Origin of the sequence: Pseudomonas siliginis (assembly GCF_019145195.1) — a bacterium.
Lineage (GTDB): Bacteria > Pseudomonadota > Gammaproteobacteria > Pseudomonadales > Pseudomonadaceae > Aquipseudomonas > Aquipseudomonas siliginis.
Window position 1 is genome coordinate 100,139 of the sequence record NZ_JAHSTW010000010.1, and the last position, 13,631, is coordinate 113,769.

A 13,631-nucleotide genomic window follows, 5' to 3' on the forward strand; every position below is an offset into this window, starting at 1 on the left:
CCCTATGAATACCGCCGTCAACGTCAACGTAGTGCATGAATCCGAAGCCCAGCGCCAGCACGCTCGCGTGAAAATCCCGGCCAAACTGCGTTTCTTCGGCCCTGACCGGACTCCGCTCGAAGCGCGGGTCCTCGATCTGTCGGCTGGCGGTCTGGCGTTCAACGCCGGGCAGATGCCGCTGACCATCGGCGAGGTGTACAAGGCGCGTCTGCAATTTGTCATCGACAACCTCGGCCTGGCCATGGACGTTGAACTGCAGGTGCGTTCCATTGACCGCGCCACCGGCCGCGCCGGCTGCCAGTTCCAGAACCTCGAGCCGCAGGACATTTCCACCCTGCGCCATCTGATCACTTCGCACCTGGCCGGCGACATCGTCAGCATCGGCGAAGTGCTGGCGACCCTGCAGCGCGACAACTTCACCAAGGCGCGCAAGAACAAGACCAACGACACCGGCATGACCCCGTTCGGCCGCCTGAAAGCCGTGACCTTCAGCGCCGGTATTTTCGCCGTTGGCCTGGTCGCTGCCGGTTTCATCTTCAAGTCGGTGTACGGCATGTACTTCGTCAGCCACGCGCAGGCCGGTCTGGTCAGCGTGCCGGGGATGAACATCACTATGCCGCGCGACGGCACCGTACAAAGCCTGGTCAAGTCCGACGGCGTTGCCGCCAAAGGCGCACCACTGGCGACCTTCAGCACCAGCATGCTCGACGTACTCAAGGGCCATCTGGCCGAAGACCAACTGGCCCCGGCCAAGGTTGAAGAACTGTTCGGCAAGCAAATGACCGGCACCCTGACCTCGCCGTGCGATTGCACCGTGGCCCAGCAACTGGTGGCTGACGGTCAGTACGCGAGCAAGGGCGACGTGATCTTCCAACTGGTGCCGCGCAACACCCAGGCCAACGTTGAAGCACGCTTCTCCTATCGCCAGTTCGGCGACGTGCGTCCGGGCACTCCGGTGAGCTTCCAGATCGCCGGCGAAGACAAGACCCGCACCGGCAAGATCGTCAGCAGCACGAGCCTGAAGAGCGCCGACCTGTCCTCCGACATCCGCGTACAGATCCAGCCTGACGAGCCGCTCGACAGCAGCCTGGCCGGCCGCCCGGTTGAAGTGAACAGCGACCGTGGCCCGAACCTGAACTGGCTGATCGACAAAGCCATGGCTGCCGGTCTTTAAGTCGAGGACATGCCTGTGACTACGCATAACTTGAACACACCGCCGACCCTGTGGGAGCGAGCCTGCTCGCGAAAGGGCCAGCGCGGTTTGTCTGAAGTACCGAGTCGACTGCTTCGCGAGCAGGCTCGCTCCCACATGGGATTGATGGTGTGCTCGCTGGCACTGGCAGTTTCTCTGGCCGGTTGCGCCGGGCTGCCCGATCAGCGTCTGGCCAACGAAGCGCTCAAGCGTGGCGACACCGCCACCGCTGCGCAGAATTACCAGCAACTGGCCGATCTGGGTTACAGCGAGGCGCAAGTCGGCCTGGCCGATATCCAGGTCGACAGCCGCGACCCGGCGCAGATGAAACAGGCCGAGGCGACTTACCGCGCAGCGGCCAGCGTGTCGCCGCGTGCCCAGGCACGTCTCGGTCGTCTGCTGGTGGCCAAGCCGGGTTCGACCGAAGCCGAGCACCACGAAGCCGAAACCCTGCTGAAAAAAGCCGCCGCCAATGGCGAAGGCAACACGTTGATCCCGCTGGCGATGCTGTATCTGCAATACCCGCACAGCTTCCCGAACATCAACGCCCAGCAGCAGATCGATCAGTGGCGCAAATCCGGTTACCCGGAAGCCGGTCTGGCGCAGGTGCTGCTGTATCGCACCCAAGGCACCTACGACCAGCACCTGGATGACGTGGAAAAAATCTGCAAGGCCGCGCTCAACACCACCGACATCTGCTACGTCGAACTCGCCACCGTTTACCAGAAACGTGGCCAGCCGGAGCAACAGGCCGAGCTGATCAAGCAGATGCAGGCCGGTTACAGCCGTGGCACCGTCACCGCGCAGCGTGTCGATTCCGTGGCCCGCGTGCTGGCCGATTCGACCCTGGGCAAGACCGACGAAAAAACCGCGCAGGCGCTACTCGAGCCGATCGCTCCGGGCTACCCGGCGTCGTGGGTCACCCTCGCGCAATTGCTTTACGACTTCCCCGAACTGGGCGACGTCGACCAGATGATGAAGTACCTGGACAACGGTCGCGCCGCCGACCAGCCGCGCGCCGAACTGTTGCTGGGCAAGGTCTACTACGAAGGCAAAATGGTCCCGGCCGACGCGAAAGTCGCCGAAGAACACTTCCAGAAAGCCGTCGGCCGCGAAGTGGCCGCCGACTACTACCTCGGCCAGATCTACCGTCGTGGCTACCTGGGCAAGGTCTATCCGCAGAAGGCTCTGGACCACCTGCTGACCGCTGCGCGCAACGGCCAGAACAGTGCCGACTTCGCCATCGCCCAGTTGTTCTCGCAAGGCAAGGGCACCAAGCCCGACCCGCTGAACGCTTACGTGTTCAGCCAACTGGCCAAGGCCCAGAACACCCCGCAAGCCGATGAACTGGCAGCGACCCTCGAGGCGCAATTGCCGCCCGAGCGCCTGCCCGAAGCCCGCCGCCTGTTGCAACAGGAACAGGCCAGCCGTGGCGCCCTGAACTCGAACACGCTGCAACTGCACGCCCTGCAAGAAGAAGACGGCGAGGAAAAACTATGAAGCTGAACCCATTCGTGAAGGCCGGTATTGGCCTCACCTTCGCGCTGCTCTGGTCTTGCCCGACACTGGCTGCGATGACTGAAACCAAGAACTTCGGTCTGGAAGTGAAACTCACCGGCCAGTCCGAAGACGACCGTGACCTCGGCACTGCCGGCGGCGGCGACGTCAATGGCGTGGGCCTCGACCTGCGTCCGTGGATCTACGGCGAAAGCGGCGCGTGGAGCGCCTATGCGATGGGTCAGGCGGTGACCTCGACCGATATCATCGAGACCGACACCCTGCAGCAATCGGACGGCGAACAGGCCACCGACAGCGGCGATCGCGAAACCAAGAAAAACTACCTGGCGATGCGCGAGTTCTGGGTCGGCTACAGCGGCTTCACGCCCTACCCTGGCGAGATTCTGAAGTTCGGTCGTCAGCGCCTGCGCAATGACGACGGCCAATGGCGCGACACCAACATCGAAGCGCTGAACTGGACCTTCGATACCACACTGCTGCGCGCCAATGCCGGTGTTGCCGAGCGTTTCAGCGAATACCGCACCGACTTGAAAGAGTTGGCGCCGAAAGACAAGGATCGCCTGCACGCCTACGCCGACGCTGCTTATCAGTGGACGCCGGGGCAGTGGGTCGGCATTCGCGGCCACCACACTCACGATGACGGCAAACTCGATTACGCCGAGCCGGGCGTCCCGCGCGATTCGCTGGACAAGACCGAGAACGGCGACATCAGCTGGATCGGCCTGACTGCCGACAGCGACGCCTACAACTGGCGCAACACCAACACCGTCAACTACTGGGGCAGCATCACCGGCATGAGCGGCGACCGCGACACGGTCAACGCGCTGAACGCCGATGGCACACGCCCGACACAAGCCAAGCGCAGCGATGACATCAGCGGCTGGGCAGCCGACGTCGGCGTACGTCTGCGCCTCGATCCGCAGTGGCAAGTCGGCGGTGCATACGCCCGCGCGAGCGCTGATTACGAACAGAACGGTCTGGAGAGCAACCGCTCCAACTACACCGGTACCCGCTCGCGCGTGCACCGTTTCGGCGAAGCGTTCCGTGGCGAAATGAACAACATGCAGACCGCCACCCTGTTCGGTTCGTGGATGGTCAACGACGAGTACGACGCCAGCCTGATCTACCACAAGTTCTGGCGTGTCGACGGCAACAAGCCGGTCGGCAGCAACGGCATCAACGCGGTGGAAAACAACACCGACGACGTCACCGGCGCAATCCTCTCCAGCACATCCTTGCCGCTTGAAGATGGCAACAAGGACCTGGGTCAGGAAATGGACCTGGTCGTCACCAAGTACTTCAAGCAGGGCCTGTTGCCGGCGGCGTTGAGCCAGTCGATCGACGAGCCTTCGGCACTGGTGCGTTTCCGTGGCGGTGTGTTCAAACCGGGCGATGCCTACGGCAGCCAGGTTGATTCCTACATGCACCGCGCATTCATTGACGTGATCTGGCGCTTCTGATGCAAACCGCCAAGGGAGTGCCCGACATGATCAGCACCAGAACAGGCTCACTCAGCCTGCTGGCCGGCGCGATGCTGCTGGCCAGCGCCGGCGCCTTCGCCAATGTTGAACCGGCGAAACCTGCGACCGTGGCCAAAGAACTGCAACAGGCCAAGACCTACACCGTCAGCAGCGCGCCGACCGACGCACTGAAACTGGCCAAGCCGACACTGCCCGACCTGTCCGGCTTCACCGCCGAAGCCGCTGCGGCGAAGATCGTGCGCAGCAAGCCGGGCAAGATCAGCGTGCGCCGGATGATGCAGGAAAACGCCCTGAAGGACTTCATCGGCGGCGATAACAAGATGGCCGAATGGGTGGTGCGTCAGCACGGCATCCCGCAGGCGATCTTCATCGACGACGGCTACATGAACCTCAAGGATCTGGCGAAAAAACTGCCCAAGCAGTATTTCAGCGAGACGTCCCCGGGCGTGTACCTGGCCAAATTGCCGATCGTGGTCGGCGAGAAAGGCATCCTCGAAATCGACGGTCAGACCCAGGAACTGCGCCTGTCCCAAGAGGCCGGTTCGTTCCTGGTCAATGACGGCAAACTGTTCGTGCGTGACACCAAAGTCACCGGCTGGCGCGAGAAGGACAACGGCCCGGCAACCTTCCGTTCGCCGAAGGAATTCCGTCCGTTCCTGCTCTCCTGGGGCGGCACCGAGACCTACATCGTCAACAGCAAGATGGCCAGTTTCGGTTACGCCAACAGTAAGTCGTACGGGGTGAGTATTTCCCAGTACACGCCGAACATGGCCAAAGTCCTCAAGCGCCCGGAACCGACCGGCTGGATCGTCGGCTCCGAGTTCTCGGACATGTGGTACGGCTTCTACTGCTACGAAACCAGCGACTTTGTGGTCAAGGGCAACACCTACAAAGACAACATCGTCTACGGCATCGACCCGCATGACCGCTCGCACCGTCTGATCATTGCCGAGAACACCGTTCACGGCACGAAGAAGAAGCACGGGATCATTATTTCCCGTGAGGTCAACGACAGCTTCATCTTCAACAACAAGAGTTTCGACAACAAGTTGTCGGGCCTGGTGATCGACCGTAACAGCGTCAACAACATCATTGCCTACAACGAGATCTACAAGAACCACACCGACGGCATCACGCTCTACGAGTCCGCCGACAACCTGCTGTGGGGCAACAAGGTCATCAGCAATACCCGTCACGGCATTCGTATTCGTAACAGCGTGAACATCCGCCTCTACGAAAACGTTGCCATGACCAACGGCCTGACCGGTATCTACGGCCACATCAAGGACCTGACCGACACCGACCGTGACATCAAGCTCGACCCGTTCGACGCGCAGGTCTCGCTGATCGTCGTCGGCGGCGAGCTGGCGGCCAATGGCAGCGGCCCGCTGTCGATCGACTCGCCGCTGAGTGTCGAGCTGTATCGCGTGTCGATGCTGGCGCCGACCAAGTCCAGCGGGATCAGCTTCAACGGCATCCTCGGCGAGCGCCAGGATGAAATTCTCGATCTGTTGGTGCGCCAGCAGAAAGCCGTGCTGATCGACCCTGTCGAACGCCAGACCGAATTGCAGGACTGAGGATAATTTTTATGCACCCACACATGATCAAACTGCTCAGCCTCTCGGCCCTGACCCTCGGCATTCTCGCTGCCGGCAACGCTCGCGCCGACGCTGACGGCGCAAGCGTCACGCCACCGAAGTTCACCGCCGAGCCGTGCTGCAACCTGTGCCCGGCTGCCCATGACGCGAAGAACTACACCACGCGTTATCAGCAGAACTTCACCACCTTGGTACAGGCCCAGGGCGACTGGCTGTTCCGTACCCAGGAAGACCTGCGCACCGAGTTCAACACCACGCCGGCCGGCTACAAGCGCCTGCAACAGTTGCACGATGCGTTCAAGAGTAAAGGCGTCGAGTTGGTGATCGTTTACCAGCCGACCCGTGGCCTGGTGAACCGCAACAAGCTCAACCCGCAGGAAAAAGCCGCGTTCGATTACGAGAAAGCGCTGGGCAACTACAAGACCATGCTCGGCCGTTTCGCCAAGATGGGCTACGTGGTGCCTGACCTGTCGCCACTGACCAACGAATCGCTGCCGGACACCCTGCCCGCCCACGATTTCTACTTCCGTGGCGACCAGCACTGGACACCTTACGGTGCCCAGCGCACGGCAAAAATCGTCGCCGAAAAGGTCAAGCAGATCCCGGCCTTCGCCGACATTCCCAAGCGTGAATTCGAGACCAAGCGCTCCGGGCGCATGGGCAAGACCGGCACTCTGCACAACATGGCCGGGCAACTGTGCGGCACCAGCTATGCGATCCAGTACATGGACCAGTTCACCACCGAGCCGAAAGGCGAGGCCGGTGACGGCGATCTGTTCGGCGATTCCGGCAATCCGCAGATCACTCTGGTCGGTACATCGCACAGCGGCAAGAACTACAACTTCGCCGGTTTCCTCGAAGAAGCCATCGGCGCCGACATCCTCAACGTGGCCTTCCCCGGCGGCGGTTTCGAAGGTTCGATGCTGCAATACCTGGGCAGCGAAGAATTCCAGAAGACCCCGCCGAAGATTCTCATCTGGGAATTCTCGCCGCTGTATCGCCTCGATCAGGAAACCATCTATCGCCAGATGATGGCGCTGCTCGACAACGGTTGCGAAGGCAAAGACACGCAGATGTCCGCCAGTGCCACGCTGAAGCCGGGCAGCAAGCAAGAACTGCTGGTCAACAGCAAGAACCTGAACCTGCAAAACGCCAACCATCAGGTCGACATCCGCTTCGCCGACACCTCGGTGAAAACCCTGCAAGCCACCCTCTGGTACATGAACGGTCGCCACGAGGACATCAAGATCGAGAAACCGGAAACCTCCGACACCGACGGTCGTTTCGCCTTTGAGCTGCGCACGGACGAAGACTGGGCCTCGCAAAACCTGCTGGCCGTTGAAGTCCAGGGTCCTGAAGCCGGACCTGGCGCCACGCCACAAAAAGTCGAAGCGAAAATCTGCAAACGCAACGTATTCCCGGGCGTCGGTCAACAGACCGCGCAGCTCGGGCAATGAGGTCTGCTATGCGAAATCCGAAACTGAAAAACCTGTTGGCACCGACACTCCTGAGCCTGGCGATGTTCGCCGGGGCAACTCAGGCCGCCGCGCCATTGCGTCCGCCGCAGGGCTACTTCGCCCCGGTGGATAAATTCAAGACCGGCGACAAGAGCGACGGCTGCGACGCGATGCCGGCGCCATACACCGGTCCGCTGCAATTTCGCAGCAAATACGAAGGTTCGGACAAGGCCCGCGCGACGCTGAACGTGCAGTCGGAAAAAGCCTTTCGCGACACCACCAAAGACATCACCACGCTGGAGCGCGGCACCGCCAAACGCGTCATGCAGTTCATGCGCGACGGTCGCCCGGAGCAGCTCGAATGCACGCTCGACTGGCTGACCGCGTGGGCCAAGGCTGACGCGTTGATGTCCAAAGACTTCAACCACACCGGCAAGTCGATGCGCAAATGGGCGCTGGGCAGCATGGCCTCGTCGTACATTCGCCTGAAGTTCTCCGATTCGCACCCACTGGCTCAGCACCAGCAGGAAGCGCAGTTGATCGAAGCCTGGTTCAGCAAAATGGCTGATCAGGTGGTCAGCGACTGGGACAACCTGCCGCTGGAAAAAACCAACAACCACTCGTACTGGGCCGCCTGGTCGGTGATGGCCACCGCCGTCGCCACCAACCGCCGCGACCTGTTCGACTGGGCCGTCAAGGAATACAAGGTCGGCGTCAATCAAGTCGATGCCGATGGCTTCCTGCCCAACGAACTCAAGCGCCAGCAACGCGCCCTCGCCTATCACAACTACGCCCTGCCGCCGCTGGCGATGATCGCCAGTTTCGCCCAGGTCAATGGTGTCGATCTGCGTCAGGAAAACAATGGCGCACTGAAGCGTCTGGGTGACCGCGTGTTGGCCGGCGTCAAGGACCCTGACGAGTTCGAAGAAAAGAACGGCAAAAAGCAGGACATGACCGACCTGAAAGAGGACATGAAATTCGCCTGGCTCGAACCGTTCTGCACGCTCTACACCTGTGCGCCGGATGTGATCGAGAAGAAGCGCGACATGCAACCGTTCAAGACTTTCCGTCTTGGCGGCGACCTGACCAAGGTCTACGACCCGTCGCATGAAAAGGGCAACAAGGGTTCGTAAGGCCAGACGCAAAACCTGTGGGAGCGAGCCTGCTCGCGAATGCGGTCTGACATTCAGAATGTGATGTCGACTGACACGACGCTTTCGCGAGCAGGCTCGCTCCCACGGGTGCCGGTGTCAGGTTTGAGATTTTTGAGTTGACCCTCCGGTTTTACGTGGGGGGGTTTGGGGGGGCTTTGGCCCTTGACTGTTGGTTCAAACATGGAGAGATCGGGATGGTATTTTCATCCAACGTGTTCCTGTTTCTGTTCTTGCCGATCTTTCTCGGCTTGTACTACCTGAGCGGGCAACGCTATCGCAACCTGCTGCTGCTGATCGCCAGCTACGTGTTCTACGCCTGGTGGCGGGTGGACTTCCTCGCGCTGTTCGCAGCGGTCACGCTGTGGAACTACTGGATCGGCCTGAAGGTCGGTGCCGCCGGCGTACGAACCAAACCGGCGCAGCGCTGGCTGCTGCTCGGCGTGGCCGTCGACCTGTGCATCCTGGGCTACTTCAAGTACGCCAACTTCGGTGTCGACAGCATCAACGAGATCATGACTTCGTTCGGTCTCGAGCCGTTCATCCTCACCCACGTGCTGCTGCCGATCGGTATTTCGTTCTACATCTTCGAATCGATCAGCTACATCATCGACGTGTACCGTGGCGACACTCCGGCCACGCGCAACCTGATCGACTTCGCAGCATTCGTGGCGATCTTCCCGCACCTGATTGCCGGCCCGGTCCTGCGTTTTCGCGACCTCGCCGATCAGTTCAACAACCGCACGCACACCCTCGACAAATTCTCCGAGGGCTGCACGCGGTTCATGCAGGGTTTCATCAAGAAAGTCTTTATTGCCGACACCCTCGCCGTGGTCGCCGACCATTGCTTCGCCCTGCAGAACCCGACCACGGGTGACGCCTGGCTCGGCGCACTGGCGTACACCGCACAGCTGTATTTCGATTTCTCCGGTTACAGCGACATGGCCATCGGTCTGGGCTTGATGATGGGTTTCCGCTTCATGGAAAACTTCAAGCAGCCGTACATCAGCCAGTCGATCACCGAGTTCTGGCGCCGCTGGCACATCAGCCTGTCGACCTGGCTGCGTGACTACCTGTACATCACCCTCGGCGGTAACCGTAAAGGCACGCTGATGACCTATCGCAACCTGTTCCTGACCATGCTGCTCGGTGGTCTGTGGCACGGCGCGAACATCACTTACATCATCTGGGGCGCCTGGCACGGCATGTGGCTGGCGATCGAAAAAATGCTCGGCCTGAACACTTCGCCGCGCAGCCTCAACCCGATCCGCTGGGCACTGACTTTCCTGCTGGTAGTAATGGGCTGGGTGATCTTCCGTGCCGAGAACCTGCACGTTGCCGGGCGCATGTACGGAGCAATGTTCAGCTTCGGCGACTGGTCGCTGTCGGAACTCAATCAGGCCAGCCTCACCGGTCTGCAAGTGGCAACCCTGGTGGTGGCTTACGTGACCCTGGCGTTCTTCGGCCTGCGTGATCTGTACACCAATCAGCCGCCAGCCAAGACCAAACCTGAAGTCAACGTCGAGGCCGATGGCCCTGCCACGGCGACGCCGGGAATGATCAAGGCAGCGCCTGGGGAAAATCCGGCGAGCATCCACGAACCTGGCTACACCGTTGGCGTCGAAGCCCAGGTGCAACCGGCCTACTGGACCGCCGACTGGTCGCGCTATGTGATGCGCGGACTGATCCTGCTGCTGTTCATCGCCTCGATTCTCAAACTCTCGGCGCAAAGCTTCTCGCCGTTCCTTTACTTCCAGTTCTGAGGGATCTGACATGACCCGCTCATTACGCATCTTCTACATCGCCCTGTTCCTGGTGACGCTGTTGGTCCTCGGTCTGTGGTCGATTCGCAGCTTCTTCGGCTTCAGTACCAACGCCGACGCGACGGTGCTCAATGGCCGCTGGACCAAGGCGGTGGAAACCCACTACGACGATGAATTCCCGATCAAGCGTCTGGGCACCAACCTCTGGGCCGCGCTGGATTTCAAACTGTTCAACGAAGGTCGTCCGGGCGTCGTGCTCGGCCGCGACCAGTGGTTGTACAGCGATGAAGAATTCAACCCGATCGTCAACGAACAGCAGAACCTGCAAGGCAACTACGCGCTGGTCGAAGGCGTGCGCCAGACCCTGAAAGAGAAAGGCGTGAAACTGGTGATGGCGATCGTGCCGGCCAAGGTGCGTCTGTATCCAGAGCATCTGGATGAAGTGAAGCCTTCGAGCATTCACCAGAACCTGTATCAGGATTTCCACGCCCGTGTCGCGGCCGACAAGATCCTCGCCCCTGACCTGCTCGGCCCGCTGCAACAGGCCAAGCAGAACGGTGAGCAAGTGTTCCTGCGCACCGACACCCACTGGACGCCGGAGGGCGCCGAGATCGCCGCCAACACGCTGGCGAAAACCATTGCCGAGAAATTCCCGCTGAGCGGCGAGCCACAGCGCTTCGTTACCACGCCAGCAGAGAAGGTCACGCACAAGGGCGATCTGCGTCTGTTCCTGCCGCTCGATCCGCTGTTCGAAAACATGATGCCGGCGCCTGAGCCACTGCTCAAACGCAACACCGTGGCCGCCGAACAACCTGCCGGTGACGACGCCCTGTTCGCCAACAGCGAAGTACCGGTCGCGCTGATCGGCACCAGCTACAGCGCCAACCCCAACTGGAACTTCGTCGGTGCGCTCAAGCAAGCGCTGCACAGCGACGTCGTCAATTACGCCGAAGACGGCCATGGCCCGATTCTGCCGATGCTCAGCTACCTGAAAAGCGATGACTTCAAGAACAGCCCGCCACAAGTGCTGATCTGGGAGTTTCCTGAACGATATCTGCCTGTGAACAACGAAATCGGCGACGCCGACCCGCAGTGGGTCGCAGAGCTCAAACAAGCCGGCGCCCGCCAACAAAACGTAGCCATCAACACTAAATCCGAGACGCCCGATCGGGCGCAAAACTGAAAGAGAGGTACACCATGACTTTCACTACTACTCCTCGTCGTCTCGCTAAAAGCTTCGCACTGGTTGCTGGCCTCAGCGTACTTTCCGTCCCAGCCTTCGCCGGCGGCGACGCCGCGCTGTACGGCCCGACCGCTCCGAAAGGCTCGACCTTCGTGCGTGTCTACAACGCCAGCAACGCTGAAGTCAGCGCGACTGTCGGCAGCACCAACCTGAGCGATATCGCGCCACTGGCCAGCAGCGACTTCAGCTTCATGCCGGGCGGCGATTACAGCGCCAAGGTCGGTAGCCAGACCCTGCCGGTCAAACTCGCTGGTGACCACTACTACACCCTGGTCAACAACGCTTCCGGCGCGCCACAACTGATCGAAGAGCCGCCGTTCAAGAACAAGCAGAAATCCCTGGTTCGTGTACAGAACCTCAGCGACAAACCACTGACCCTGAAGACCGCCGACGGCAAGACCGAAGTGGTGCCGAACGTGGCAGCCAAGGGCCGTGGCGAACGTGAAATCAACCCGGTGAAAGTCAGCCTGGCACTGTACGAAGGCGACAAGAAAGTCGGCGACGTGAAACCGGTCGCTCTGGAGCGTGGTGAGGCAGCCGTGCTGTACGTCACCGGCAACGGCAGCAACCTGTCGCCAGTCTGGGTGAAACGCCCGGTGTCGACTCGCTAATCGCTCGAGCTATCAGCTACTAGCTTCAAGCTGCAAGTGAAGTGCTTCTAACTCACCACTTGCAGCTTGCAGCTCTCAACTGCATTTTATGGAGTAAACATTATGATTCCGGTGATCTTGTCAGGTGGTAGCGGTTCGCGTCTGTGGCCTCTTTCGCGTAAGCAGTTCCCTAAACAATTCCTCGCTCTGACCGGCGAACACACACTGTTCCAGCAAACCCTCGAGCGCCTGGTGTTCGAAGGCATGGACACGCCAATCGTGGTCTGCAACAAGGAACACCGTTTCATCGTCAACGAGCAACTGGCCGCACGCAATCTGGAATGCCAGCGCATCCTGATGGAACCGTTCGGCCGCAACACGTCGCCGGCCGTAGCATTGACCGCGATGATGCTGGTCAATGAAGGTCGTGACGAACTGATGCTGGTGCTGCCGGCCGACCACGTGCTGGAAGACCAGAAAGCGCTGCAACGCGCCCTCGCTCTGGCCACCGTCGCGGCGGAAAACGGCGAAATGGTGCTGTTCGGCGTGCCGGCAACCAAACCGGAAACCGGCTACGGCTACATCAAATCCACTGCTGATTCGCTGCTGCCCGAAGGCGTCAGCCGCGTCTCGCACTTCGTCGAAAAACCGGATGTGAAGCGAGCCACCGAGTACGTCGAATCCGGCGGTTACTACTGGAACAGCGGCATGTTCCTGTTCCGTGCCAGCCGCTTCCTCGAAGAACTGAAAAAGCACGATCCGGACATCTACGACACCTGCCTGCTGACCCTTGAGCGCAGCCAGCAGGACGCTGACACCATCACCTTCGACGAAGCCACCTTCGCCTGCTGCCCGGACAACTCCATCGACTACTCGGTGATGGAAAAAACCCAGCGCGCCTGCGTGGTGCCGCTGACCGCCGGCTGGAGCGATGTCGGCTGCTGGTCGTCGCTGTGGGAAGTCAACGAGAAAGACGCCAACGGCAACGTCAGCAAAGGCGATGTGGTCATCCAGGACAGCAAGAACTGCATGATCCACGGCAACGGCAAACTGGTCTCGGTGATCGGTCTGGAAAACATCGTCGTGGTCGAAACCAAGGACGCGATGATGATTGCCCACAAGGACAAGGTCCAGGGCGTCAAGCAGATGGTCAACACCCTCAACGCCCAGGGCCGCAGCGAAACCCAGAACCACTGCGAAGTCTATCGTCCGTGGGGCTCGTACGACTCGGTGGACATGGGCGGGCGCTTCCAGGTCAAGCACATCTCGGTCAAGCCGGGCGCGTGCCTGTCGCTGCAGATGCACCACCACCGCGCCGAACACTGGATCGTGGTCAGCGGCACCGCCGAAGTGACCTGCGACGAAAACGTGTTCCTGCTCACCGAAAACCAGTCGACTTACATCCCGATCGCCTCGGTGCACCGCCTGCGCAACCCGGGCAAGATCCCGCTGGAAATCATCGAAGTGCAGTCGGGTTCGTACCTGGGTGAAGACGATATCGAGCGTTTCGAAGATATCTACGGCCGCTCCACCCCGATCGAACGCGGCGTGTCGGTGAAAACCATCGCGCAGTAATCGCCTGCTGAAACAAGAAGCCCTCGTCCAGCCCGTTGCGTTCCCTATCCGCAGCGGGCTGGG

10 protein-coding genes are annotated in these 13,631 nt (G+C 60.7%); all 10 read left to right on the forward strand.

All coding sequences use genetic code 11. The annotated features are described in order from the left end of the window. The first annotated feature begins 4 nt into the window (after window positions 1-4). Window positions 5-1,174 (forward strand): alginate biosynthesis protein Alg44, encoded by a 1,170-nt coding sequence (locus KVG87_RS20000; RefSeq protein ID WP_217852243.1) that lies wholly within the window; start codon window positions 5-7, stop codon window positions 1,172-1,174. Window positions 1,175-1,183: 9 nt separating this feature from the next. Continuing rightward, on the forward strand, window positions 1,184-2,692 hold the full coding sequence (gene algK / locus KVG87_RS20005) for an alginate biosynthesis TPR repeat lipoprotein AlgK (protein WP_177318473.1): 1,509 nt from the start codon (window positions 1,184-1,186) through the stop codon (window positions 2,690-2,692). Continuing rightward, window positions 2,689-4,170, forward strand: a complete 1,482-nt coding sequence (locus tag KVG87_RS20010) for an alginate export family protein (RefSeq protein ID WP_076565962.1) — start codon at window positions 2,689-2,691, stop codon at window positions 4,168-4,170. Before algK ends, KVG87_RS20010 begins: the two co-directional genes overlap by 4 nt. Window positions 4,171-4,196: 26 nt before the next feature. Further along, complete coding sequence (gene algG / locus KVG87_RS20015; protein WP_073473915.1) at window positions 4,197-5,768, forward strand: mannuronan 5-epimerase AlgG; 1,572 nt, start codon at window positions 4,197-4,199, stop codon at window positions 5,766-5,768. Between the two features lie 11 nt (window positions 5,769-5,779). Next, window positions 5,780-7,246 carry an alginate O-acetyltransferase gene (locus KVG87_RS20020; RefSeq protein ID WP_217852245.1) on the forward strand — a complete coding sequence of 489 codons (1,467 nt, stop codon included), beginning with the start codon at window positions 5,780-5,782 and terminating at the stop codon, window positions 7,244-7,246. A gap of 8 nt (window positions 7,247-7,254) precedes the next feature. After that, complete coding sequence (locus KVG87_RS20025; protein WP_016771602.1) at window positions 7,255-8,379, forward strand: mannuronate-specific alginate lyase; 1,125 nt, start codon at window positions 7,255-7,257, stop codon at window positions 8,377-8,379. A gap of 215 nt (window positions 8,380-8,594) precedes the next feature. Next, a complete protein-coding gene (locus KVG87_RS20030; RefSeq protein ID WP_024011674.1) occupies window positions 8,595-10,160 on the forward strand; it encodes an MBOAT family O-acyltransferase in 1,566 nt (521 codons plus the stop codon). A gap of 10 nt (window positions 10,161-10,170) precedes the next feature. After that, window positions 10,171-11,343, forward strand: coding sequence for an alginate O-acetyltransferase (locus KVG87_RS20035; RefSeq protein ID WP_130900382.1), 1,173 nt, complete (start codon window positions 10,171-10,173; stop codon window positions 11,341-11,343). Between the two features lie 14 nt (window positions 11,344-11,357). Then, window positions 11,358-12,014 (forward strand): alginate O-acetyltransferase AlgF, encoded by a 657-nt coding sequence (locus tag KVG87_RS20040; protein WP_016771605.1) that lies wholly within the window; start codon window positions 11,358-11,360, stop codon window positions 12,012-12,014. Between the two features lie 102 nt (window positions 12,015-12,116). Beyond that, window positions 12,117-13,568, forward strand: a complete 1,452-nt coding sequence (locus KVG87_RS20045; protein ID WP_024011673.1) for a mannose-1-phosphate guanylyltransferase/mannose-6-phosphate isomerase — start codon at window positions 12,117-12,119, stop codon at window positions 13,566-13,568. Window positions 13,569-13,631 lie beyond the last annotated feature (63 nt).